This window comes from Hymenobacter fodinae, from assembly GCF_004745825.1.
Classification (GTDB): Bacteria; Bacteroidota; Bacteroidia; order Cytophagales; family Hymenobacteraceae; genus Hymenobacter; species Hymenobacter fodinae.
Genome location: NZ_SRLA01000001.1, coordinates 1,547,297 through 1,572,089, shown reverse-complemented (window position 1 = coordinate 1,572,089; position 24,793 = coordinate 1,547,297). Strand labels below are relative to the sequence as shown.

The window sequence follows — 24,793 nt, the reverse complement described above, 5'->3', positions numbered from 1 at the left end:
CGACTTTCGATGCTTTCAAAAATCATAGCGGCCAGCATTCATAACAAGCTGTTCGTGGTGCTGCTGCTGGTGGCGTTGGTGGGCTGGGGCGGCTATTCGGCCGCCCACCTGCCCCTCGATGCCATTCCCGACGTCACCAATAACCAGGTGCAGGTTATCACGCAGAGCCCGGCCCTAGCGGCCCAGGAAGTGGAGCAGCTGCTCACGGTGCCCCTGGAACTGCAGCTGCGCACCATCCCCGGCGTGACGGAAATTCGCTCCATTTCGCGGTTTGGGCTCTCGGTGATTACGGTGGTGTTTGAAGACGACATCGACACCTACCGCACCCGCCAGTTGGTGGCCGAGAAGCTCACCACCGCTCAGGCCGAGCTGGGCACTGGGGCCGCCCCCCAAATGGCACCTATCACAACTGGCCTAGGCGAGATTTATCAGTACAGCATCCACGTCAAGAAAGGCTACGAAGACAAGTACTCCCTTAGCGCCCTGCGCGACGTGCAGGACTGGCTTATCAAGCGCCCCCTGGCCGGCGTGCCCGGCGTGGTAGACGTGAGCAGCTTCGGGGGCTACGTGCGGCAGTATGAGGTTAGCGTAAACCCCGATCAGCTCAATGCGGCCGGCGTGACTATGCCGGAACTGTTTCAGGCCTTACAAGACAACAACGCCAACACCGGCGGTTCTTACCTAGAGCGCGGCCGCAATGGCTATTTCATCCGGGGCGAGGGCCGCGTGTCGTCGCTGGATGATGTGGGCACCATCGTTATCAAGCAGGCCGCCCAGAATGCGCCCCTGCTGGTGCGCGATGTGGCGCAGGTGCGCTTCGGGCACTCCATGCGCTACGGCGCCATGACTCGCAACGGCGGCGGCGAAACGGTGGGCGGTATTGTGCTTATGCTCAAGGGTGCCTCTTCGGAGCAAACCATCAAGGGCGTGAAGGCGCGTGTAGCGGAAATCGAAAAAACCCTGCCGCCTGGCCTAGAAGTGGTGCCCTTCCTCGACCGCACCAAGCTTATCGACAAAGCCATTCACACCGTCACCAAAAACCTAATTGAGGGCGGCGTCATCGTGATTCTGGTGCTTCTGATTCTGCTGGGCAACTTCCGGGCGGGACTGGTAGTGGCCTCCATGATTCCGCTGTGCATGCTGTTTGCCCTGGGCATGATGCGCACTTTTGACGTGTCGGCCAACCTCATGAGTCTGGGCGCCCTTGACTTCGGGCTGATTGTGGACGGGGCCGTGATTATCGTGGAAGCCATGATCTTCCACATCGTGCACTTCCGGCAGGAAACGGAGCACGAAACCATGGACCAGGTGGCCGAAACGGCCGCCACCCGCATGATGCGCTCGGCCCTGTTTGGGCAGCTCATCATCCTGATTGTGTACTTCCCCATTCTTGCCCTCACCGGCATTGAGGGTAAGATGTTCCGGCCCATGGCCCTCACCGTGAGCTTCGCCATTGTGGGCGCTATGCTCCTCTGCCTCACCTACGTGCCGGCCGTGTCGGCATGGGCCTTGCGCAAGGATATCAAGGAAGAAGGTACCCTGGCCCACCGCATCATGCAGTTCCTGCTGCGCGGCTACGAGCCCCTGATTCAGGGCGCCCTCCGGATGCGCGGGGCCGTGGTGGCGCTGGCCCTAGGCCTGTTGGCGCTGTCGGGGGTGCTGTTTTGGCGCATGGGCGGCGAGTTTATTCCCCAGCTTGATGAGGGCGACTTTGCCGTGAACGTAACGCTTTCGCCGGGCTCCTCACTGAGCCAGAGCATTGCTACCACCACCAAAGTGCAGCAGATTCTGCTCCAGAAATTCCCAGAGGTAGAGCAAGTGGTGGGTAAAATTGGTACTTCCGAAATCCCCACCGACCCCATGTCGTTCGAGGATTCCGACCAGATTGTAGTGCTGAAGGACCAGGGCGAGTGGACGTCGGCTGACTCGCGGGAGGGGCTGGCGGGCAAGATGAACGAGGCCCTGGCTAACATCCCCGGCGTGAACGTGGAGTTTCAACAGCCCATTCAAATGCGCTTTAATGAGCTTATTTCAGGCGCGAAATCGGATATCAGCATCAAGATTTACGGCGAGGACCTGGCTGTGCTGTTTGAGAAAGCCACTCAGGCCGCCGCCCTCATTCGTCCCCTGGAAGGGGTAGGCGACCTGAAAGTGGAACAGATTGCGGCCCTGCCCCAGCTGCGCGTCACTTACGACCGCCAGAAACTGGCTCAATATGGCCTCAATGTGTCGGACCTGAACACCCTGCTGCGCTCCTCCTTCGCGGGCGACGTGGCGGGCCAGGTGTACGAAGGTGAGCGGCGCTACGACCTGGTTCTGCGCCTCGACAGCACCAGCCGCCAAGGCCTCGGCGACCTACGCAATCTGTACGTGGATACGCCCTTAGGCCAGAAAGTGCCGCTGGAAGAAGTTGCTACGGTGGCCTACCGCAGCGCCCCCGCCCAAATCTCGCGCGACGATGCGCGCCGCCGCATCAACATTGGCGTAAACGTGCGCGGCCGCGACGTGCAGAGCCTGGTGCAGGAAATTCAGGGCAAGCTCGATGCCAGCCTGAAGCTGCCCACGGGCTACAGCATCAAGTACGGCGGGGCCTTCGAGAACCTGCAGCAGGCCAAGGCCCGTTTAAGCGTGGTAGTTCCTATCTCCCTGCTGCTCATCTTCTTGCTATTGTACCTATCCTTTAACTCCGTGAAGCAGGCGGCCCTGATTTTCACGGGTATTCCGCTGGCTACCATCGGGGGTATTCTGGCCCTGTGGCTGCGCGGGATGCCGTTCAGTATTTCGGCGGGCGTGGGCTTTATTGCGTTGTTTGGGGTGGCCGTACTCAACGGCATTGTGCTGGTAGCCAGTCTCAACGAGCTGGCTCATGCCGGCGTGCGCAACGTGCGCGAACGGGTGCTACGGGCCACCGCCGAGCGGTTCCGGCCGGTCTTGCTCACGGCCTCCGTGGCCTCGCTAGGCTTCTTGCCCATGGCACTGAGCAACTCGGCCGGCGCGGAGGTGCAGAAGCCTTTGGCTACGGTGGTAATTGGCGGGCTGATTACGGCCACCTTGCTTACCCTATTGGTGCTGCCGGTGCTCTACACCTTCTTCACCTCTGATGATGCCGATGCGACACCAACCGCACCCACCGCACCAGATGGATCGCCCGCTAGGCCAGTGGTAGCGCTTAGTGTAGTGCTAGCGCTGTTGGGTTTGCCCGTACTAGGCCAGGCGCAGACGGTCCCTTCAGCACCGACAGCACCCGTGGGTTCTCCGCTCACGCTGCAGCAAGCCTTGCAGACTGGCCTACGGCAAAACCTGTCGTTGCAGTCGTCGGCGTTGCAGGCCCAGCAGCAGCGCGCCCTCACCCGCACCGGCTACGATATTCCGCGTACTGTGCTCGATTACCAGCGGGGCCAGATTTCGGGGCCGCTTACCGACCAGAGCTTCAACGTAATTCAGCAGACCTCGCTGCCCAACGTGTACGCGGCCCAGCGCCGTCTGCTGGAAAGTCAGGCTCTCACGGCAGAACAGCGCGGCCGGGTGCAGCGCCGGGAGCTCAGCCAGAACATTCGCAGTACCTACTACGAGCTGCTGCTCACCTACCGCCGCGCCGCCCTACTGCGCCGCCAGGATAGCTTGTACCGCCGCGCCGCCCGGGCCGCAAAAATCCGGTATCAAGTAGGTGAAACTAACCGGTTGGAGCAGGTATCGGCCGAGGCCCGCTCGCGGGAGCTGCAGAACCAGTTGGCCAACACGCTTACCGCCATTGCCGTGCAGCAGCAGCAACTAGCCCTCCTACTCGGCACTGCGCCCACCCGCATCGATACCACCGAAAACGCCGTGGCCGTGCTATCGGCCGCTGATACCGCCAGCCTTTCCTCCGACTCTAACCCCACCCTAAGCCTGTTGCGGCAGGAACTGACCCAGAGTCAGCGCCAGACCCAGGTGGAACAACTGCGCCGCCTCCCCGATGTGCGCGTGGGCTACTTCAACCAGAGCATCAACAAGGAAAAAGGATTTCAGGTGGCGCAGGCGGGGCTTTCGGTGCCGCTGCTGGGCGGGGCGCAAAAGGCCCGCATTGCCGCCGCCCGCTTGGGTGAGCAAGCCGCCGACAACCAACTGACCTACGCCACCACCCAGCTGACGGGCCAGCAAGCTGCCCTGCGCCAGCAACTGCGCCGGGCCCGCGCCTCCCTCACTTACTACGAGCGCGACGCCCTGCCCCAGGCCCGCCTCATCCTGACTACGGCCGAAAAAAGCTTCCGCGCCGGCGACATCGACTACGTTACTTACGTGGTGAATACCGAGCCGGCCTGGCAAATCCAACAGGCCTACCTCGACCAAGTGCGCCAGTACAACGAGGTAGTTATTGGTCTGCAAGCCTTGGCGGGCACCGATGAGTAACGGCATCTGTTGCTAGGCCACTGTTTCTTTTCACGTTTATCCTGCCCGCTGGGGCTGGCTCCATGAAGTTTCTCCTTTCGCCTTCTTTCTCGCTTCCGCTGACCTCCCTCCTGCTGGCTGCCAGCCTTGCCGGCTGTAAACAGGGGGCTTCCCCGGAGGCCAAAGGCGCTACGCCGCCCCGCCCCGAAACGCCCGAAGCTCCCGCTAACCCCGACCAGGTAACGATTTCGGCGGCGCAGGCGCGGGCAGCGGGCATTGCGCTGGGGGGCTTCACGCGCCAGAACATGTCCTCAGAGGTGCAGGCCAACGGCGTGGTAGATGTGCCCCCGCAGAACCTGGTGTCTATTTCGGCGGTGCTGGGCGGCTACGTGCAGCAGGTGCAGGTGCTACCGGGGCAATTCGTGAAGAAGGGCGCCACCGTGGCCGTGCTGCGCCACCCCGACTATATCAAGCTCCAGGAGGCTTACCTGCAAAGCCGGGCCCGGGTGCGCTTCCTGAGCCAGGAACTGGAGCGCCAGCGCATTCTCGACGTGGAAGATGTGGGCGCCAAACGCAAGCTCCAGCAAGCCCAGGCCGACTACGCCACCGAGCAGGCTACCCAGCGCAGCTTGGCCGCTCAGCTTGGCCAGTTGAATATCTCCGCCGAGCGCCTGGCTGCCTCGGGCCGCATTCAGCCCACCGTGAGCCTCACTACCCCCCTTTCTGGCTATGTGCGTACGGTGAGCACCAACCCCGGCCAGTATGTGAACCCGCAGGATGTGCTGGTAGAAATAGTTGACCGCTCCGACCTGCACCTACAACTTAAAGTGTTTGAGCGCGACGTGGCGCGGGTGCGGGTAGGCCAGAGTATCCTGTTCACGGTGCCCAGCCGGAAGATGGCCCAGGAAATCCTACGCGCCCGGGTGTTCTTGGTGGGCAAAGCTTTTGAGAATGATGCCCGCACGGTAACGGTACACGCCCACCTCGAAGGCCCCGAAACCGAAACGCTGCTGCCCGGACAGTACGTGGCCGCCCGCATCCAGACGGCCGGACAAAAGGCCCGCACCTTGCCCGAAGATGCTATAATTCAGGCCGGGGAGCTGAGCTACGCCTACGTACAAACCCAGGCTTCCGACAGCACCGCCACCTTCCGGCGTGTGAAAATTCGTGCCGGCGCCACGGCCCACGGCGACGTAGCCGTAACCCCCCTCGACCCCATTCCCGATACCACTCGGCTGGTTCGGCAGGGCGCCTACTTTCTGGATGCCGAACGGGCCAAGGGGCAGGGCGGCGACGAATAAAAAGCAGGCAGCACGGGTGACCTAGCCGCTGGTGGCGAAAAATTTAGAGCTGTAAACCGCCGAAAAATAAGCGCCGCCGTATGGGGGAACGGGTTGTGTTTTAATCTGGTTTTAATCACGACCTTTTGCCCTCCCCTCTATGCGCTACCTGTTTGTTTTCCTCTTTTCCCTACTGCTCAGCCGCAGTCAGGCCCAGACCCTAGCGGTTACCTGGAATGCCAACCTTACCCAGGCCCTGCAACAGGCCAAAGCCACCAACAAACCCGTGTTGGCCGTGTTTTCGGGCTCCGACTGGTGCAAGCCCTGCATCATGCTCAAGCAGGAAGTGTTCGACCAGCCGGAGTTCCAGCGATACGCCCAGGATAAGTTTGTGCTGGCCCGGTTCGACTTTCCGCGCAGCAAGAAAAACAAGCTCCCGGCCGAGCAGACCAAGCTCAACGAAGAAGCGGCGGCGCAACTCAATAAAGAGGGCTCTTTCCCGCTTGTGGTGCTGCTTTCCCCTGAAGGAAAGGTGCTGGCTAAAACCGGTTACCGCCCCGGCGGGCCCGCTGCCTACGATGCCTATCTGTCGCAGCTGCTCGCTAAACGCTAGGGGTATGCGTATCGGTTTTTCTCCCGCTACGCTTCGTGGCCCGTTGTTCTGGGTGCTGTTACTGGGCTGGCTGCTACTTGCCGCCGGGGCCGCTGTTGCGCAGGCTCCGGCCAGCCCGAAGGCCCGGAACTTCACTCGCAATGCCCATGTGATGGGCTCCCACTTCACATTCACGGCCGTCTCGGCCGATGATTCGCTGGCTTGGCGCGCCATTCGGGCCGGTATCCGGGAAACGCAGCGCATCGACCGGCTCTTTTCTTACTGGGATTCTACTTCGCAAATCACTCAGGTAAACCGCCAAGCGGGCATCAAGCCGGTGGTGGTTGAGCAGGAAGTGTACGACCTGATTCAGCGGACGCTGAAGCTTTCGGCCCTGAGCAACGGCGCCTTCGATATCACGTTTGCCGGCGGCGAGAAAATCTACCGGTTCGACCGGAAAGAGCACGCCAGCCTTCCGGCCCCGGAAGTAGTAAAGGCCTCCGTGGCCCGCATCGACTATAAGAAGGTACTCCTCGACCCCGCCACCCACTCCGTGATGCTGCAGGAAAAGGGCATGCGCATGAACCTGGCGGGCATTCTGCAGGGCTACGGCGTACGCAAGGCCCAGGCCCTGATGCGGCAGATGGGCATTCAGGGCGGCCTCATCAACGGCTCGGGCGACGTATCGTGCTGGGGGTGGCAGGGTGATGGTTCCCTGTGGCGCATTGCCATCGGCGACCCGGCTTTTCCGCAGTCGGTTTCCTCGTGGCTGAGCGTAACCGACGTGGCCGTGGTGACTGCTGGCAACTACGAGCAGTACTTCACGGTGCAGGGCAAATACTACGGCCACATCATCGACCCGCACACCGGCTATCCGGCCACGGGCCTACGCTCTGTCACCATCATCTGCCCCGATGTGGAGTTGGCCGACGGCCTGGATGAAGTGGTGTTCGTGAAAGGGCCGGAGGAAGGTTTGGCGTTCATCAACAAACTAAAGGGCGTTGACTGCACCCTGATTACCAACGAAGGCCGCACGCTCACTTCCCGAGGTATGGCCATTAATTATTACTCCACTCAAACACCGCAGGCCGCTGCGGCCCCTACGCCATGAGTTACTCTACAATTTCATTGCCGCGTGCGCGGGCAGTACTAGGCCTGTTGGTGCTGTTAGGTAGTAGTGGCCTCAGCAGCTGCGTGTCGGTGGCGGCCTACCAGAAAATGTACCTCAACGATGAGGATATGAAGCTGGCCAACAAGCGTATTGAGGTGTATGAAACCAACTTCGAGAGCTACCGCGAAGGAGTCGGCGGCGCTAACGGTGGCAAAATAGGCGGGGGCTGCGGCTGTAATTAGCCACGTTCCGCTTTTTCTGCTTCGCTAGGCCACTCGACCTTCTCCCCGTCCGTCTCCCACAGCCTCCCCTCCTTATGCTTTCTGGTTTCTACCTCTTCTCGCAGCGCTCTGCGGCCGCAGCCCTGCTGGCGTTGCTGCCCGCGCTGGCTTGGGCGCAGGCCACTCCCGTGCCCAACCGCGTCGATGGCTACGGCGCTCCTAATACCACGGCTCCGAGTCCGCCCGACCCCAGCAGCCACGGCGAAACCGAAGTCAACATTCTTTCCAGCTACTACCAGCAGGATGGCGACCATGGCGCCGTGCAGGGCGGCCGCGGCACCCAGTACCTCACCGACCTCACGCCCACCATCATCCTGAACGTGCCCCTCGACTCGGTTACGCGTGTGTCGGCCAACGTGGGCGTCGATTACTACGCCTCGGCATCTACTGACCGCATTGACCAAGTGCTTTCGTCGCCTTCCTCGCACGATGCGCGCTATCACGTAGACTTGGGCTACTCGCGCCAACTGGCCGACAAACGCACTATTGTGGGGGTGGGCGGAGGCTTCTCTAAGGAGTACGACTATCTGTCCTTCAACCTGACGGGCTCCTGGGCGCATGCCTCCCTGGATGGCAACCGGGAGTTGAGCGTGGCCGGCCAGGCCTTCTTCGACCGCGCCACCCTGATTTTACCTGCTGAGCTGCACGCTGGCGGGGGGCAGGAACACGGCTCGGGCTTCGATACCCGCCAAAGCTTCAACCTGAACGTGGTGTACTCCCAGGTGCTTACCCAGCGCCTGCAGCTGGCCCTGAGCACGGAGCTGGTGGCCCAGCGGGGGCTGCTGAGCACGCCATTTCACAGGGTGTATTTCCGGGAGACGGGCGAGGCCCTAGGCACTGCCAAAACGGAGCGCTTGCCCCGGCAGCGCTACAAATACCCGGTGGGCCTGCGCCTGAACTACTACGCCACCGACCTAGTGCAACTGCGCAGCTACTACCGCTTCTACAACGATAACTTCGGCATCTCGGCCCATACCCTGGAGCTGGAAACGCCGGTAAAGGTGACGCCCTTCTTTGTGCTGTACCCTTTCTACCGCTTCCACACCCAAACGGCCGCCAAGTATTTCGCGCCCTATCTACAGCACTCCGTGTTCGATGAGTACTACACCTCCGACTACGACTTGGCGGGCTTCTCTGCCAATAAGCTAGGCCTAGGACTGCGCTACTCGCCGGTGTACGGCATTGGCCGCTTCAAAACACCCCTCGGAGGGCGCGTGGCCAAGTTTAAGGCCCTCGATCTGCGCTACGCCTACTACCGTCAAACCACCGGCCTAACCGCTAACCTCATCAGCGCCGATTTGTCGTTTACTATGCCGTAGCGGCGGTCTAGTTCCAACCTTGGCGCCTCACCCCCTAACCCCCTCTCCGAGGGCGAGGGGGTTAGGGGGTGAGGCGCGCTACCAGAACAAGCTTAACCCACCGGATAATCACGTGGGGCATAGCCGGTGAACTGCTTGAAGATGCGGTTGAAGGTGGTTTTGGAATTGAAGCCGCTATCCAGGGCAATGCCCAGCAGCGTGAGCCGGTGCGCATCAGGGGTGCGCAGGCGACGCTTCACTTCTTCAACCCGGTAACCGTTTACCAGGTCGTTGAAAGACTGACCGAAACCCTGGTTGACGGTGAAGGAAATCAGGCGGGGCGCTAGGCCAGTATGCGCGGAGAGTTCAGCCAGCGTGAGTGTGGGGTTGAGGTAAAGCTTTTCTTCTTCCAGCGCCCACCTGATGCGCGCCATAGCAGCCTCATCCACGGCAGCCTTCGGGGCGGCTTCGGTTGTGCTGGGGGCTTCTACCAATTGGTTCTCGACTGGCCTAGCTTCAGGCAATACCGGAGTTGGTGTTGCTACGTAGGCTGGCTGTGTGCTTTGCGCAGGTTCTTCCAAGGCCATTTCGGGCTGGAAATTCACTGCCTGCATATCAGCCTGCCGCAGCCCTACTACCCCAATCAGAAACACCACTATTCCCAGAAGTTCCGTGGAGTAATCGTAGGTGTAGTAGAGGTCAAAGAACTCGCGTAGCACCAGTTCCAGCAGCCATTGTACGCTCACCACGCCCACCAGCACTAGTAACGTGCGCAGCCACTGCAGGCGCAACTGCGAGGTTTCGGAGAAGTTGTCGAGCAGCCAGCGGCGGTACTGGCCTAGCAGGCGCAAACTCAGGCCCAGGTACACCACCAACGACAGCCAGGTGCCCAGAAACTCCAAGCGGTACGTGTAGGGCCGGTGCACGTGCTGCCAAAACCAGTTGCGGGTTTCGTAGGTCTGCAGCCTCAGCCACCCATACAGTAACGCCTGCGCCAGCACCGGTACAAAGTGCCAGAAGTGCCGCGGCTGCAGCCGAAACTCATGATTTACGAGGCTCCTGACGTAGAAGTACAGCAGCGGCCCAAACGCCAGGGAGTAATAAATGGGCGCGAAATACCAGTTGGGGTTTTGCCCATAAATGTTAGCCACCCGAAAAAAGCCATCGAGCAGCCACAGCGCAATGCTGAGCATGAGCAGGGCCAGAAAGCGGCTGGGTAGCCGGTTCTGCCGCGCAAACCAGAGCAGCCCAGCCGCAAACAGCGCCTGCGCTATTACGGCAAACAGAACAACAACCAGAGGCGTAAGCGGCAGCTGCATAGTGGCGGGATGGAAGTTGAGGCGGCAAAGGCTCCGGCGGCCCACCGGAGGGCAGTTGATATCTTTACCCCTGCGACCAGCAAAATACTGGTTTCTTCCCTGGCCTAGCACGGAGCCCGCATGAAGCAGAAAATTCGGGAATGGCTGCGGCGCTACCTGCCCGCCGAAGTGCTGTCGGTGGTGGCTACACTGGCGGGCGCCACGCTGGTACTACGCAGCACCCACAGCCCACTTAGCGCGGCGCTGGCGGGCACCTGGGCAGGCAACGTGGCCTATTTCGGGTACCTGCTGCTGCAGGATATGCGCTTGGCCTACCGCCTCCGCCATGCCCGCGGACTGCCCTACACGTGGGGCACTTTCGGGCAGAACGTGCGGGCCCTGGTGGTAGAGTTTGGCCTGGCCGAGGTGGCCGACAGCTTCCTGATTCGGCCGGTGCTGATGTACTACCTGCCCCGCTGGCTAGGCCACTTCGGCGCGGGCATCCTGCTGGCCAAGCTGCTGGCCGACGTGTCGTTCTACGTGCCCGCCATTATAAGCTACGAGCTCAGCAAAAAGCGCCTGCGTAAGTTTGATGAGCCTTGATGCACTATCTAATCTGTAGCTATTTCTTAAGCACATCATCCTAACGCAGGAAGAATCATATCAAGTCTAAACGAAACGACTGGCCTAGCACCTTATGATGACGTGATTAGATCCTTTGCTAGCTCAGGATGACGCTCTTTTTTAACACCTCCTACCCTCATCACCCCGTCACTCCCGTCACCTCGTCACTCGAAATATGAAACCACCTGGCTTACCGGTCTTTACCCTAGAGTCGTTTCCGCAGAACCGGCCGCACCGGCCCTGGTACTTGGAGCGGCTGGAGCGGCACGTGGCCAACTTCCCCGGTATCAGCCAGCCCCACGCCCACAACTTCTACCTGCTGCTCTACGTCACGCAGGGCCACGGTACCCACACCATTGACCTGGTAACCTATGAGCTGCAGCCGGGCAGCCTGTTCTTCATGACGCCGGGACAGGTGCATCATTGGCAGCTCTCCGATGATGCCCAGGGCTACGTGGTGTTTTTTGAGGCCGACTTCTACCTGTTCCGCTACCCCGGCCCCCGCCTCTATGAATACCCATTTTTCAACTCCGCTTACCCGCCTGTCCTACATCTAGGCCTATCGGATGAGGCCATCCGGCCCCTGATTGAGCGCATGTGGGCTGAGGACACTACCCCTGCCCCGCAGCAGGACGAGGTAGTACGCTCCTATCTGCACATTTGCCTAGAGCTGGCAGCTAGGCACTATAACACCCCGCTATTCCCCGCCCCCGACGAACCCCGCCACGCTCAGCAACTCCTGCGCGAGTTCGGGCTGCTGCTCAACGAACACTTCCGCATCCAGCGCAGCGTGCAGCACTACGCCGATTTGCTCCACGTGTCGCCCAACCACCTCAATGCCCTCTGTCGGCGCCAGCTGGGCAAAACCGCCAGTACACTTGTTCAGGAACGGGTGCTAGTAGAAGCCCACCGCCTGCTGCGCCACACCGATGCCACCGTAGGCCAGGTAGCCGATGCGCTGGGCTTTGAGGATGCCTCCTATTTTGGGCGCTACTTCCGCAAGCACACCGGCCAGACACCTGGGGAGGTGAAGGGCGGGTGACTCATACGGCCCTGAGCACCAAGAAGAACAGTAAGTAGCTACCAAAAAAGGCGAAATAGGCTCTTGCTAATTTATGCCGGCTTTTGGCAAGCATAATCGCCCCCATACAAAGGTTAACGACCACACTCAGGTACGGTACTAGCCCCGTAATAATAAAGGCAGTGAGAAAACCGGGGCTGACGGTTTGACTTTTGCTTGTGAGCACTGCCAAGCTTGCTGCCACCCCAAAACAAGCAATAAGACAACCATTAATCTTGAGCGGAATCGAGTACTCCTGATAAAAGGCACGCCAATTCATAGGTCCATAGTAAGGTGCTCTTTGTGTCTGAAAAAGCAAGCAGGCTACAGCACCGCTCTTACTGCTACAAGCTATTAGCTAGCTAAACCATAAGCATTGATTTGTACCAAACAATCCCGCAAACGTAGCTACCCTACCCAGTTTGGCCGTAGTAGTTTTGTATCAACGCTTCTGATGCGCTTACCGCTATGCAAAAGACCGATTCTACGTTCCTCGCAATGCTGGAGCAGAAATGTCCCCGCTGTCATCAAGGACCTTTGTTTTCAACCAGTGCCTTCAATCTGAGCCGATTCGCTGATATGCCCGAGGCCTGCCCCGTGTGCGGGCAGCGCTATGAGCCCGAGCCCGGCTTCTATTGGGGGGCTATGTACATCACCTTCGCCTTTTCCACGGGCATCATGCTGGTAGTGGGCTTTCTGGTGTATTTCCTCCTCAACGACCCCGATACCTGGGTGTACGTGACGGCCGTAGCCTTCTTTGCCGTAATTCTCACCCCGCTCAGCCTACGCTACTCCCGCACCCTTATGCTGTACCTGTTCGGGGGCGTGCGTTATCAGCCTGATCGAGCCAATGGCACCGGCCGGGCCACTACCGCCTCCTAGGCCACTTCATATTGCTTTTTGAAACCAGCCCACCGCGGGGCTGCCCCGGCCCAATAGCTACGGTAGTCTTGTGGTGGGATGGTTTTGCATTGTATAGGCTCTGGCCAGCTCCGTCAGAAAACTGGTATGTTGCGGCTATGTCAACTACCCCTGTTCGTCTGCTCAGTTTCCTCCTGCTAGGCCTGTTAGCGGCTTGCTCCGGATCCGGAAATCCGGCCTCGGCGCCCTGCGATGTACCCGTGCCCAAGGCCTATACCATCCGCCACCCCGCCTGGGCCGACTCCGCCAGCATCTACGAGGTTAACATTCGGCAATACACGCCTGAGGGTACGTTCCGGGCGTTTGAAGCCCATTTGCCACGGCTCCAGAAAATGGGCGTGGGTATCCTATGGCTGATGCCGGTGCAGCCCATTGGTCAGCTGAACCGCAAGGGTACCCTGGGCAGCCAGTACTCCATTCGGGACTACCGCGCCATAAACCCCGAGTTTGGCACTCTGGAAGACCTGCGCCACCTCATAAATGAGGCCCACAAGCGCGGCATGCACGTGATTTTGGATTGGGTGGCCAACCACACCAGCTGGGATAGTAAGCTCAGCCAAGAGCACCCCGACTGGTTTACCAAGAACAAGCAGGGCCAGTTTCAGCCGCCCGTCTCGGACTGGCAGGACGTCATCGACCTCGATTATCGCAAGCCCGAGTTGCGCCGCTACATGCAGGAAAGCATGACCTACTGGGTGCGCGAAGTGGGTTTCGATGGTTTCCGGTGCGACGTGGCCGGCCTGGTCCCCACCGATTTTTGGAACGATACCCGCCAACGGCTCGACAAGATCAAGCCGGTATTTATGCTGGCCGAGTGGGACGAGCTGTTTCCGCCCACGTTCCTGAAGCGTTCTGAATTCGACCCCAACACCAAGCTGCTGGAAAAGGCCTTCGACATGACTTACAGCCTGCGCCTGCATGCCCTCCTCGACAGCATCGCCAACAACAAGAAGCCTGTAGCGGCCCTCGATACCTACCTGGCCGATGAGCGCCGCCGCTACCCGGCCCAGGTGTACCTAATGTACTTCACCACCTCCCACGATATCAATAGCTGGGACGGCACAGAGTATGAGCGGGTGGGTGCCAATGCCCAGCCCCTGGCGGTGCTGGCGGCCCTGCTGCCGGGCATGCCCATGGTGTACTCGGGCCAGGAAGCGGCCCTGAAAAAGCGTCTGCGTTTCTTCGACAAAGACACCATCCCGTGGCGCGACTACCCACTGCAGGATTTCTACACCCGCCTGCTCCAGCTCAAAAAGCGTAACCCAGCCCTGCGCAACGGCGACGCCTGCAGCGAGTTCGTGCGACTGCCCGCCAGCTCCGACCGCCAGGTGTACGTTTTCGTGCGGCGCAAGGGCAACACCGGGGTAGTCACGGCCGCCAACCTCGGCGCCCAGCCCCACGAGGTGACCATGCGCACCCTGGGGCCAGGCGTGTACCGGGAGCTGTTCAGTGAGCAGGTTCTTAAGCTGGGCTCGGGCTCCCGGGTCCTGCTGCCACCCCACAGCTACCGCGTGTACGAGCGCCTGCCCAATCAGAAATAGAAGTGGCGAAGTGAGGAGGTTACGAAGAGAACAGTAATGAGGCGAGCCGTTATAAATAAGACCTGTTCTGCTCCCTCACCTCCTCACCCGCACTTATCACTTCATCACCTAGCACCGATTCGCTTCATCATTTTGGCTATGGAATCTTTGCTCATTGCTCAATATGATCTAGTCAGGAGTGCCCGCGGGGTGCTGCTGGCCTACTGCGCCACCATGGCGCCGGCTGACTTTACGGCTCCAATATCGGCCTTCAACCACACCAGCATCCGCGACCTGCTGGTGCACTGTGCGGCCACGTATCAGCACTGGCTCGTGAATGTGGCGCTAGGCCAGTCGTGGCCCCTGCCTGATGCTGCGGCAGTGCCAGATATAGCCGCTCTAGGCCAGTTATATGCGCAAACAGATACGCTGGTGACAGATTTTCTGGAGCACTTTCGGGGGCAGTGGCACACGGAGCTTTCCTTGCGGGTACCCCGCCGTTCCGAGCCAGTGCAGCTTACTCCGTTGGCCTTGTTCACGCACGTACTCACCCACGAGTTTCACCACAAAGGTCAGGTGCTGAGCATGAGTCGGCAGTTGGGCTACGTGCCCGTTGATACCGACGTTATCCGCACCTAACGGCCCTGGCGGCAGCCCAACTCGACGGTTTTGCGTAGGCACACGAGTTTGTTTGTCTTTTCGCTTTCTGCCGTGACCCACTCCGAGCCACACCCCCACGCGCATTTATTTCAGGTTAAGCACCCCGCGTGGGCAACCCACGCCAGCATTTACGAAGTCAATATCCGGCAGTACACGCCGGAGGGCACGTTTCGGGCCTTTGAGGCGCACTTACCGCGGCTGGCCGCTATGGGCATTACCATCGTCTGGCTGATGCCGATTCACCCCATTGGGCAGGTGAACCGCAAGGGCACGCTGGGCAGCCAGTACGCCGTGCAGGATTATTACGGCGTGAACCCTGAGTTCGGGACCCTGGAGGATTTGCGCCATCTGGTGCAAACGGCTCACTCACTAGGCTTATATGTGCTGCTCGATTGGGTAGCCAACCACACCAGCTGGGACAACCCGCTGGCCACCGAGCACCCCGAATGGTTCACCAAAGACGCGCTAGGCCAGTTTGTGCCGCCCGTGGCTGATTGGCAGGATGTCATCGACCTCGACTATAACCAGCCCGCCCTGCGCCGCTACATGACCGACGCCCTACTCTACTGGGTGCGCGAAGCCGACATCGACGGCTACCGCTGCGACGTGGCCGGCCTCGTGCCCACCGATTTCTGGGACGACGCCCGCCAAGAGCTGGATCAGCTGAAGCCCGTATTTATGCTGGCCGAGTGGGACGAGCTCTACCCCTCCGGCGGCCTGACGTGGGAAGAATTCAACGGCGACACCAAGCTACTGGAGCGCGCCTTCAACATGACCTTCGGGCTGCGCCTGCACTACCTCCTCGACCACATTGCCGAGGAAAAAGCTCACCTGCACGACATTGACGTGTACTTAGCCGCCGAGCGCGCTAAGTATCCGCCGAGCGTCTACCTCATGCACTTCACCAGCAACCACGACGTGAACAGCTGGGACGGCACCGAGTACGAACGCCTGGGCTCCAATGTGCTGCCCTTTGCCGTACTTACCTGCCTGCTGCCCGGCATGCCGCTGGTGTACTCGGGCCAAGAAGCCGCCCTGAACAAGCGCCTCGCCTTCTTCGATAAGGATACCATTGACTGGCAGGATTACCCGCTGCAGGATTTCTACACCCGCCTGCTCCAGCTCAAAAAGCGCCACCCCGCCCTGCACAACGGCCAGCTCGAAAGCCGCTTCCAGCGCCTCCCCTCCGCCCCCACTGTGTACGCCTTCACCCGCCACCACGGCCCCGCGTCCGTGCTGGTAGCCATCAATAGCAGTCCAGAAGCTCAAACGTTGGAGCTGCCCGAAGAAGCCACCGGCTCCTACCTCGACATTTTCAGCGAAGAACAACTCCTGCTCCAGCCCAACGACACCTTACCCGTTCCCGCCCACGGCTGGCGGGTGCTGAAGAAGCTGTAGTACATACATGTGTCCCTCCTACCCCCCCTCTATTTTTGGAGAGGAAACCGGGGGTGAGGCACCCTGCTAGTTACTTTTTCCCAGCCCCATAGAGTATCTGCCCGTTGCGTACGCCTGTGTGCTTTCCTTCTTGCACCGTCAGGCGGCCGTTGACCAGCACATATTTCATTCCTACTGAATATTGATGCGGTTGAGTGAAAGTAGAGCGGTCCTGCACCGTGGCGGGGTCGAAAACGACGATGTCGGCGGCGTAGCCGGGGCGCAGCAGGCCACGGTCGGTAAAGCCCATGGTTTGGGCCGGCAGGCTGGTCATGCGCCGGATGGCGTCTTCGAGGGTGAGTACCCGCAGCTCACGCACGTAGTGGCCTAGCACGCGGGCGTTGGAGCCGTACCCGCGCGGGTGCGGCATGCCCTGCTGCCACACCCGGATGCTGGCATCGGAGGCCACCATATTCTGCGGGTAGCGCATAATCTGCTGCACATCGGGCTCACTCATGCCATGAAACACCATGCCCGCATCGTGCTGCAGTACCAGCTCCAAGATGGTGGCAGCCTCGGCGCGGGCCGTGTGGGGGCGCTTCCGGCGACGGTTGATTTCCTCGATGTTAAGACCCTGATAGCTCGTGTCGGGTGGGAAGCTGGCCACCACGGCGTAGCTGAAGTGCTTGAGGCCCCGCCGCTTCAGGCGCCGGAGCATATCGGCTTCCACGGCCGCGCGTACTTTCGGGCGTTGCAGCCGCACGCGCAGGGAGTCGCGGCCATCGGCCTGCACGTCGTCGGGAAGCAGGGTGCTGAGTGAGGTGGAGCTGGCCGTGTACGGGTATTGGTCGATGGTGACTTGCTGGCCGGCCTGACGGGCTTGCTCAATAAGGCCGAGCAGCTTATCGGCCTGGCCCCAGTTCTGCTGGCCGCCTAGTTTCAGGTGGGATATTTCGAGGGGCAAGCCGGCCTCACGGGCTACTTGTAGTGCCTCCTGAATGGCAAAGGTTACGCTGTCGCTTTCGTTGCGCATGTGGGTGGCGTAGAGGCCGTGGTAGTGGGCCGCCACCCGGGCCAAGCGCACCATCTCGGGTGGCCTAGAGTACGTGCCCGGTACGTAAATCAGCCCCGACGACAAGCCTACGGCGCCCGCCTGCATAGCCTGGGCTACTAGGGCTTCCATCTGCTGCAACTCCGCCTCGGTGGGGGCCCGCTTGGTCCGGCCCATCACAGCCTTGCGCACAGTGCCATGCCCAACAAAGGAGGCCACATTCACGGACAGGCGCAAACTATCCAGCAGCCGGAAATACTGACCTAGCTCCGGCCGTGAGGAGCCGCAGTTGCCGGTTACCACCGTCGTCACGCCATCATAGAGAAAGTTATCGGCGGTGGGCTGCTGCACTTCGTCGTCCTCGATGTGGGTGTGCACATCAATAAAGCCCGGCGCCACGGCCAAACCCTTGGCATCAATAACCGTAGCGGCCGTAAGACCCGCCGGCAACTGGCCTACGGCCACAATCCGCCCGGCCCGAATGGCCACGTCGCCGTAGGTCCAGGCGTTGCCGGTGCCATCGTAGAGCCGCCCGTTGCGAATGACTACATCGGCTTGGGACGTTTGGCACAGGCCTAGGCGCGTGAGAAGCAGCAGACAGAGCAGAAAGAGAAAGCGCATTGGGTGAAGATATAGCAGCCGCGGTTACTCACAACCTGTTGGCTCCTGCTACAGCCACTTCAGCTCCCTCAATACCGCCTCAGTTATGGCTCGGCGGGCACCAATGAACTGCTCGTTGGCGGGGCCTGACTGCGGCTCAATATTTAGCACCACATACACAGTGCGACCATCGGCACGGTCTACCCAGCCTACAAACCACGCATTGTCGGGGTTGGTGGCGGAGCGGAAGCGCCAGCCGGTTTTGCCGTAGAGCGTGTACTCGGGCATTTTCTGCAGCTGCAAAACGCGCTTGACGGCTCGTTGGTGCTGGCCGGCCACAGGCAGCTTCTCGGCGTGCAGGCGGCGCAGGAACTCTACCTGCTCAAACTGCGTGATGCGCGAATTACCGTCCAGCCAAAACGTATCCAGATTTTGGGGTGTGACATCCATGCGGCCGTAGGCCAGTTTCCGGAGCCACTGCTGGTATGGCTTCACCCCTACCCGCCGGGCCAGTTGCTGGTAACACGGCACGCACGACACGCGCAGGGCCTGAGCGTAGCTCATGTCCTGGTTCCACTGTGGGAAGTAGCGCTTCACCCCATCCCACTTGCAGATGGTGGCCGTATCGGGCAGGGCGCCGGTTTGCAGGCCGATGAGCGTGTTGGGAATCTTGAAGGTGGAGGCCGGCAGAAAGCCCTGACGGCAGCGCTTCAGGTTGTAGGCCACATACTGACCGGTAGCCTCCTCAAATAACAGAATAGAGCCGGTTACACCGTACCGATCAAAGTGCGGCTGGAAGTTGCGCTCCGTGATAAGTGCGGCCGGCGTAGCGCCCAGCAGCAGAATGCTCCCTAGGCTCAGGAGCAGCAGACAGATTCGTAGCATGCCGGTGAAGGTAAGGCACCCGCGGCAATAGTCTGCCTGGCCTAGCGCGGGCTCAGTTGATGAACAAGACCATCACGCTGAGCTGGTCGAGAGTGACGTTCTGTTTTATCTACCCTGACCTACGCGCGGCGGTTTTGGGCGGCATTGGCTACTATTCGCGCAATTCGCTGCTGGCGGGTTTCGGGGCGGCGGGCGGCGGCCAGGTTCTGGAGCAGCTGCTTGCGGGCGCTGGGTGGGAAGTTGTTGAAGTGCCGTTGTGCTTCCGGGTTGGCGGCTAGGGCGGCGGCCAGATCCGCTGGTATTACCAGCGCCTCTACCTCGTCGAGCGCCTCCCAGCTGCCGTTCTGCTGGGCAGCAGCAATGCGGGCTTCGCCGGCGGGCAGCATTAGGCCCGCTTTCCGCAACTCTGCAATGCGCTGCTTGTTTACCGCCGACCACACGCTTTTAGGCTTGCGTGGGCTGAACAAGAGCCGGTAGCAGGTGGCATCTACTTTGCGGGGATGCGAGTCAATCCAGCCGAAACAGAGGGCTTCCTCTACCGCGTCGGCATAGGTCATCAGGCGCTGGCCGCTTTCCTTTTTATACAGGGTGAGCCATACTCCGGCGGGCTGCTGGTGGTGGGCTGCCAGCCAGGCGCGCCAGGTGGCTCGGTCGGGCACGTCTACTACTTCTAGGGTGTCGAGCTTGCTTGCCATGCCCCAAAAATACCCGAAAGCTCCATAACCCCAGGGGCGCAATTGGGGTTTATGCTGACCATACCCTCACTTCGCTTTTTCAGTATGCAACACCGTGAACTAGGCCGCTCCGGCCTGCAGATTGCCCCGCTGGTGCTGGGCGGCAACGTATTTGGCTGGACCGCCGACGAGGCCACTTCCTTCCGCATACTCGATGCCTTTGTGGCGGGCGGCGGCAACGCCATTGACACCGCCGACGGCTACTCAGTATGGGTGCCAGGCCACGTGGGCGGCGAGTCGGAAACTATCATCGGCAAGTGGCTGCAGCAGCGTGGCCGCCGCGACGACGTCATCATCGCCACCAAAGTGGGCTGGGAGGTCAACCCCGAAAACAAGGGCCTCAAGAAAGACTACATTCTGCGGGCCGTGGAAGGCTCGCTCAAGCGCCTGCAGACGGATTACATCGACCTGTATCAGTCGCACAAAGATGACCCCACCACGCCCGTGGAGGAAACGCTGGAGGCCTACGCCCAGCTGGTGAAAGAAGGCAAGGTGCGCGCCATTGGAGCTTCCAACTTTGATGTGGCCCGTTTGCGCGAGTCCATCGAGGCCAGCGAAAAGCACGGCTACCCCCGCTACGAAAGCCTGCAGCCCCTCTACAACCTCTACGACCGCGCTGAGTTTGAGCAGGAATTGTTGCCGCTCATGCAGGAGCAGAACATTGGGGTGATTCCGTACTACGGTTTGGCGGCGGGCTTCCTGACCGGCAAGTATCGCTCTGAAGAGGACCTTAAGAAAAGCGCCCGCGGTGGCGGTGTCGGCCAGAAATACCTCAACGATAAAGGCCTGAAAATCCTCGGTGCTCTCGATGCGGTGTCGGCGCGCCTGCAGGCCACCCAGGCCCAGGTAGCCCTGGCCTGGATCATGGCTCAACCCGGCCTTACGGCCCCCATTGCCAGCGCCACCAGCCCCGAACAGGTAACCGAGCTGCTCAAAGCCACCGAGCTGCAGCTAAGCCCCGAAGACCTGACAGAGCTAGGCCAAGCCAGCGAGTAAATAATCAGCAACAGACAATGAGCAATGAGGACTGTGCCCCATCACCCATTGCTCATTGTCTGTTGCTGATTTGTACTGTCGGGTTCTGGTTGTAGCTTGCCTGTACTCCCAGCACTTTATTTCTACTGCATGACCATTCGTATTGCCACGCACAAGGACCTGGATGAACTTTACAGCCTGTGGTGTGAGCTAATGGATGAGCATCAGTCGTTTCACCCGGTGTTTGGGTACCACCCCACCGCCGATTTTCAGTTAAAGCGCGTGTTGCGTAGCCGGCTGGCCGAAAACAACACCCGCATGTTTGTGGCGCAGGGCCGCTACGGGTTGCTAGGCCTGATGGTAGCTACTTACCAGGTGGGCAGTTCGGGGATGCACTACTTCCGGCGCGGCTACATCGCCGAAACCATTGTACGGGAAGAGTACCGCCGCCAGGGCCTCGGGCGGGCTTTGTTTGCAGCTGTCAAAGACTGGCTTACAGCCCAGGGCGCCGACCATCTGGAGCTGCAAGTGGCCGTAGCCAACCCCGCTGGGCGGCGGTTCTGGGAGTCGCAGGGCTTCGCTCCTACCACCTTTCATATGATGCAGCCGCTGCCCAAACCGCCGGAAGAGTAGTTCTCACTCGCACTGGTAAAACCGTACGGCCCAGCTAACCGGAAGCACAACAGTTTCGTTAGGCCTTAAAGCATGGTTCTGCTACCATTGCTTTTGCCTTCGATTGTATGCTGCTTGCCGCTGATATTAAGCCCTTTGACTGGGAAAGAATCCTGTTTTCTGCTGATGCGCCGCCCCTCTTTCTGCTGGAGGTGGCGCTCCGCTGCATCGTAACCTACCTGCTCATGCTGGCGGCCCTGCGCGTTACGGGCCGCCGGGGCGTGCGGCAGCTCTCTATTTTCGAGCTCAGCATCATTCTGGGTCTGGGCTCGGCGGCCGGCGACGCCATGCTCTACCACGACACGCCCCTGCTGTATGCCGCCGTGGTGTTCCTGGTCGTGACGGTGTTGTACCTGCTTTTCAATCGGCTCACGGAGAAATACCCCGGTTTTAGCGACTGGCTGGAGGGCAAGCCAGTGCTGTTGGTGAAAGACGGGCTGATTCAGCTTGCCAATTTTCAGAACCAGAATCTCACCCAGAAAGAGTTGTTCGGGGAGCTGCGCCAGCTGCAGGTAGAGCACCTAGGCCAGGTGCGCCGCGCCTATATTGAGGCTACCGGCGACTTCAGCATTTTCTTCTACGAGGAGCAAGAGCCCGTTAAACCTGGCATGCCCATTTGGCCAGAACGGGTAGAAGAGACCCGTAAACGGGTTGAGACGGCTGGCCAATTTGCCTGCTCTACCTGCGGCCACGTACAGGAGCTTCCGCGTGGCGGCACCGCCACCTGCTCCAATTGCCAAGCCGATGAATGGATACCCGCCTGTGACACCAAACGGGTGGCCTAGTGCGGCCTACACTCTACTTTCCCTCCCTAGTTTTTTGAGCTAGTTGTTGCGTCAGCCAACGCACTACATCCACATCTACCTGGTCGCGGCACTCATCCAGCCCGTGCCGGCAGCCGGGGTACAGCAATAGCTCCTTGGGTTGCTTGGCGCGCCGGTAGATATCTTCGGAGCAGGCGGCCGGCAACACTTCGTCGGCGGTGCCGTGGAGCACCAGCAACGGCCGCGGACTCACGCGGGGCGCTAGGTCGGTGCCGTAGGTTTGGCTGCTCATGGCTACCACTGCCGCTACATCTTCACTTAAGGCGCCGGCACTGATGACTACAGCCCCGCCGAACGAGTGGCCTACTAACGCCACGGGGCCATACCCGCGCAACTGACTGAGATATAACACCCCAAGCAACGTATCGGCCACGCATTCTTCGAGATAGTTAGGCTGGCGGTAGTGCAGACGCAGGGAGGCAATGCCCTGGGCAGCCAGTTGCCCGGCCAAGCGCGGGTACATGCCCCAGGCCGGTCCATCGAGGCCCCCGCCCGCGCCACCAACCCACACCACTGCCGCGGCACCGGGCGCCGCGGGGTGCAGGCGCGCCGTAATCTGGCCGGCATTGGTGCGCATGACCAACTCCTCCACCCCATCAACGGTGTTTTCAACCCTTACCTCTTCCAGTACAAACTCCTGTTCCTGCCGCTGTCGTGCCATCTTTTTGCCCTACTAGGTGCTACCTACCGGTGTACTGCTTCCGCGGCAACATTGATGCAGACGAGCTGCTAGTTTGCGCACTTCTCTGGCGGGCAGCAAGGGCCTAGCCGGACTTTTAACCGATTAAGGCTTTGAATTTTGCTTGGCCGTGTAGGGCACGTAGTTTTCCCACTGCCAGGGCGTGTCGGTGTCGCCGAGCAGGCGCGCTAGTAGCTGCTTGAAAATGCCGTCGGCGTTGGAGCTGTTGCTCAGCAGCAGCAAGCCCTTATTGCGGTCGGCAAACACCACGCTGTGGTTTTCCCAACCATCATCGTGGCCCTCCTTGAAGTAGGCGTGCCCGTACTTCGGCGACTCAAACGTGCCCCACCCCAGCCCGTAGGCCAGTCGGATGGTGCGGTTGCTATCGGGGGCGGCCACGGTGGCTAGCGGCCCGAACTGCGCTTTGTACGGAATGCGCACTTGCCCGCGGGTCATTTCCTGCTTGGCGGCGGGCGTGAGGCCGCGCCCCTGCATCACGGCAGCCAGAAAGGCGGCGTAGTCGGCGGGTGTGGTTTCGAGGGAGCCGGCCGCGCCGGGCTTGGTGCGCTTGCGTTTGTCCAGCGGCTGGCCCTGCTCATCGTAGCCCAGGGCGTAGTTGCTCTCGAAAGCGGGCTGCCACACGTAGCTCGTACGCGTCAGGCCCAGGGGCTGAAACACTCGCTCGGCGCTTAACTCAGTCAGACTTTTCCCTGTCACTTGCTCCACTACCAGCTGCAGCAGCTGCAGGCCTTCGCCGGAATACCAGTAGTGGGCACCGGGCGCAAACTTGAAGCGCAACTTTTTGTCGGGCTCAATCCAGCGCCAATTGGGTAGGCCAGTGGTGTGCGTGAGGGCCATGCGGGCCGTGAGCTGGCGCCACCGTTCGTCGCCGGATAAGTCGCGGTAAGCCTCGTATTCGGGCAGGGGCTTGGGTAGATACTGATAGAGAGGCCGGTCGAGGTCGAGGCGCTTTTCCTGCACCAGCTGCATTACTAAGTAGGCAAACACGGCTTTGCTCAGAGATGCCCCATACATGGCGGTGGTCGGCTCCAGCGGGGCGCGGGTTGCCACATTACGCAGCCCGTAGGTGCGCAGGTAGCGCACGTTGTTGTCTTCCAGCAAGGCCAGCGCCAGGCCTGGAATGCGAGCCGAATCCATGAGCTGCAGCACTAGGCGGTCGATGTCGGGGCTGCGCAGGCGGCGCCCATCTAGGGTGTGAAACGTAACTGGCTTTTGCGCTTGCGCTACTCCTAAGTTCACGCTCAGGGCAATAACCAGCAGACACGCAGGGTAGAGTCGTTTCATCGAGGCAGCAGCTAGTGACCAGAGAAGAAAATCATTTTCCCCGATATTGCCGCGCTACCTCCTGCTCTCCTACTTTACTCCCGATGCTTTCCCTGCTCCGCGTCCACCATATTGCCATCATCTGCTCCGACTATGCCGTTTCCAAACGGTTTTATACCGAGGTGCTAGGCCTGGAAATCCAGCAGGAAATCTACCGCGCCGAGCGCGACTCCTATAAGCTCGATCTGGCCCTCAATGGGCAGTACCTGATCGAACTGTTTTCCTTCCCCGAAACGCCGGCTCGCCTCTCACGCCCCGAAGCCACTGGCCTCCGCCACCTTGCTTTTGCCGTTGCAGACCTTGACGCCACCGTGCTCGGCCTGGAAGCAGCCCAAGTGGCCTACGAACCCATCCGAGTAGATGAGTCTACCGGCCGCCGCTTCACCTTCATCCAGGACCCCGACGGGCTACCGATTGAGTTTTACGAGGTCTAGGCCACTACCAGCAAAAGCCCCGGCTGTAGCCGAGGCGTTGGGCATTGGCCCTGCCCGAAAGGCCAAGTGAGCTTGCATACTATGCTCACTAGTAATGAATAAACCCACTGGCAATTACAGCTGCCTGAGTGGCCTAGCAGCTTTTACGTATAGTGTGGCAGATGGCGAGGCCCAGCATCTACAGCGGCGTTTGAAATCGTAGTTG

23 protein-coding genes are annotated in these 24,793 nt (G+C 60.4%); 16 read left to right on the top strand and 7 right to left on the bottom strand.

The window, feature by feature from the left end:
- Positions 1 to 9 precede the first annotated feature (9 nt).
- The 6 genes from EU556_RS06680 (at position 10) to EU556_RS06655 (ending at position 8,951) form a co-directional block, all read left to right on the top strand.
- Positions 10 to 4,389, top strand: a complete 4,380-nt coding sequence (locus EU556_RS06680; protein ID WP_135432362.1) for a CusA/CzcA family heavy metal efflux RND transporter — start codon at positions 10 to 12, stop codon at positions 4,387 to 4,389.
- A 62-nt stretch (positions 4,390 to 4,451) separates the two neighbouring features.
- On the top strand, positions 4,452 to 5,669 hold the full coding sequence (locus EU556_RS06675; RefSeq protein WP_135432360.1) for an efflux RND transporter periplasmic adaptor subunit: 1,218 nt from the start codon (positions 4,452 to 4,454) through the stop codon (positions 5,667 to 5,669).
- 139 nt (positions 5,670 to 5,808) lie between these two features.
- Positions 5,809 to 6,261 (top strand): thioredoxin family protein, encoded by a 453-nt coding sequence (locus EU556_RS06670; protein ID WP_135432358.1) that lies wholly within the window; start codon positions 5,809 to 5,811, stop codon positions 6,259 to 6,261.
- A 4-nt stretch (positions 6,262 to 6,265) separates the two neighbouring features.
- Positions 6,266 to 7,351, top strand: a complete 1,086-nt coding sequence (locus EU556_RS06665; protein ID WP_167855482.1) for an FAD:protein FMN transferase — start codon at positions 6,266 to 6,268, stop codon at positions 7,349 to 7,351.
- On the top strand, positions 7,348 to 7,593 hold the full coding sequence (locus EU556_RS06660; protein ID WP_135432354.1) for a DUF4266 domain-containing protein: 246 nt from the start codon (positions 7,348 to 7,350) through the stop codon (positions 7,591 to 7,593). Before EU556_RS06665 ends, EU556_RS06660 begins: the two co-directional genes overlap by 4 nt.
- Positions 7,594 to 7,667: 74 nt before the next feature.
- Entirely contained in the window at positions 7,668 to 8,951 is a 1,284-nt protein-coding gene (locus EU556_RS06655) for a DUF3570 domain-containing protein (RefSeq protein ID WP_135432352.1), read from the top strand.
- Positions 8,952 to 9,043: 92 nt separating this feature from the next.
- Here EU556_RS06655 and EU556_RS06650 read toward each other — a convergent pair whose 3' ends face one another.
- Entirely contained in the window at positions 9,044 to 10,249 is a 1,206-nt protein-coding gene (locus EU556_RS06650) for a helix-turn-helix domain-containing protein (RefSeq protein ID WP_135432350.1), read from the bottom strand.
- Between the two features lie 120 nt (positions 10,250 to 10,369).
- On the opposite strand from EU556_RS06650, the gene EU556_RS06645 reads away from it, so the two are divergent.
- Both EU556_RS06645 and EU556_RS06640 read left to right on the top strand, forming a co-directional pair.
- The gene (locus EU556_RS06645) at positions 10,370 to 10,831 is read left to right on the top strand and encodes a hypothetical protein (protein WP_135432348.1); all 462 of its coding nucleotides are present in this window, start codon (positions 10,370 to 10,372) and stop codon (positions 10,829 to 10,831) included.
- Between the two features lie 196 nt (positions 10,832 to 11,027).
- The gene (locus tag EU556_RS06640) at positions 11,028 to 11,894 is read left to right on the top strand and encodes an AraC family transcriptional regulator (RefSeq protein ID WP_135432346.1); all 867 of its coding nucleotides are present in this window, start codon (positions 11,028 to 11,030) and stop codon (positions 11,892 to 11,894) included.
- 1 nt (position 11,895) lies between these two features.
- Here the strand turns inward: EU556_RS06640 and EU556_RS06635 are convergent, their stop codons facing one another.
- Complete coding sequence (locus EU556_RS06635; protein ID WP_135432344.1) at positions 11,896 to 12,192, bottom strand: hypothetical protein; 297 nt, start codon at positions 12,190 to 12,192, stop codon at positions 11,896 to 11,898.
- A 188-nt stretch (positions 12,193 to 12,380) separates the two neighbouring features.
- Between EU556_RS06635 and EU556_RS06630 the strand changes: the two genes are divergently transcribed.
- The 4 genes from EU556_RS06630 (at position 12,381) to EU556_RS06615 (ending at position 16,411) form a co-directional block, all read left to right on the top strand.
- Positions 12,381 to 12,794 (top strand): DUF983 domain-containing protein, encoded by a 414-nt coding sequence (locus tag EU556_RS06630; protein ID WP_245327457.1) that lies wholly within the window; start codon positions 12,381 to 12,383, stop codon positions 12,792 to 12,794.
- A 137-nt stretch (positions 12,795 to 12,931) separates the two neighbouring features.
- Positions 12,932 to 14,374, top strand: a complete 1,443-nt coding sequence (locus EU556_RS06625) for an alpha-amylase family glycosyl hydrolase (RefSeq protein WP_135432342.1) — start codon at positions 12,932 to 12,934, stop codon at positions 14,372 to 14,374.
- 138 nt (positions 14,375 to 14,512) lie between these two features.
- On the top strand, positions 14,513 to 14,992 hold the full coding sequence (locus EU556_RS06620; protein WP_167855481.1) for a DinB family protein: 480 nt from the start codon (positions 14,513 to 14,515) through the stop codon (positions 14,990 to 14,992).
- Positions 14,993 to 15,064: 72 nt separating this feature from the next.
- Positions 15,065 to 16,411 carry an alpha-amylase family glycosyl hydrolase gene (locus EU556_RS06615; protein WP_135432338.1) on the top strand — a complete coding sequence of 449 codons (1,347 nt, stop codon included), beginning with the start codon at positions 15,065 to 15,067 and terminating at the stop codon, positions 16,409 to 16,411.
- 70 nt (positions 16,412 to 16,481) lie between these two features.
- Here EU556_RS06615 and EU556_RS06610 read toward each other — a convergent pair whose 3' ends face one another.
- From EU556_RS06610 to EU556_RS06600, 3 genes are all read right to left on the bottom strand, one after another.
- Entirely contained in the window at positions 16,482 to 18,062 is a 1,581-nt protein-coding gene (locus EU556_RS06610) for an N-acyl-D-amino-acid deacylase family protein (protein WP_135432336.1), read from the bottom strand.
- A 48-nt stretch (positions 18,063 to 18,110) separates the two neighbouring features.
- Entirely contained in the window at positions 18,111 to 18,926 is an 816-nt protein-coding gene (gene blaOXA / locus EU556_RS06605) for a class D beta-lactamase (RefSeq protein WP_135432334.1), read from the bottom strand.
- 119 nt (positions 18,927 to 19,045) lie between these two features.
- Positions 19,046 to 19,621: a YdeI/OmpD-associated family protein gene (locus EU556_RS06600; RefSeq protein ID WP_135432332.1), complete on the bottom strand. Its 576-nt coding sequence runs from the start codon at positions 19,619 to 19,621 to the stop codon at positions 19,046 to 19,048.
- Positions 19,622 to 19,705: 84 nt separating this feature from the next.
- Between EU556_RS06600 and EU556_RS06595 the strand changes: the two genes are divergently transcribed.
- The 3 genes from EU556_RS06595 (at position 19,706) to EU556_RS06585 (ending at position 22,092) form a co-directional block, all read left to right on the top strand.
- Complete coding sequence (locus EU556_RS06595) at positions 19,706 to 20,656, top strand: aldo/keto reductase (RefSeq protein ID WP_135432330.1); 951 nt, start codon at positions 19,706 to 19,708, stop codon at positions 20,654 to 20,656.
- 129 nt (positions 20,657 to 20,785) lie between these two features.
- Positions 20,786 to 21,268, top strand: coding sequence for a GNAT family N-acetyltransferase (locus EU556_RS06590; RefSeq protein ID WP_135432328.1), 483 nt, complete (start codon positions 20,786 to 20,788; stop codon positions 21,266 to 21,268).
- Positions 21,269 to 21,375: 107 nt separating this feature from the next.
- Positions 21,376 to 22,092 (top strand): DUF421 domain-containing protein, encoded by a 717-nt coding sequence (locus EU556_RS06585; RefSeq protein ID WP_135432326.1) that lies wholly within the window; start codon positions 21,376 to 21,378, stop codon positions 22,090 to 22,092.
- 13 nt (positions 22,093 to 22,105) lie between these two features.
- On the opposite strand, the gene EU556_RS06580 is transcribed toward EU556_RS06585, so the two are convergent.
- Complete coding sequence (locus EU556_RS06580; protein ID WP_135432324.1) at positions 22,106 to 22,792, bottom strand: alpha/beta hydrolase; 687 nt, start codon at positions 22,790 to 22,792, stop codon at positions 22,106 to 22,108.
- Positions 22,793 to 22,915: 123 nt separating this feature from the next.
- Entirely contained in the window at positions 22,916 to 24,115 is a 1,200-nt protein-coding gene (locus tag EU556_RS06575; RefSeq protein WP_135432322.1) for a serine hydrolase domain-containing protein, read from the bottom strand.
- 83 nt (positions 24,116 to 24,198) lie between these two features.
- Here EU556_RS06575 and gloA2 point away from each other — a divergent pair, with 83 nt between their 5' ends.
- Complete coding sequence (gene gloA2 / locus EU556_RS06570; RefSeq protein ID WP_135432320.1) at positions 24,199 to 24,588, top strand: SMU1112c/YaeR family gloxylase I-like metalloprotein; 390 nt, start codon at positions 24,199 to 24,201, stop codon at positions 24,586 to 24,588.
- The last annotated feature ends 205 nt before the right edge of the window (positions 24,589 to 24,793 follow it).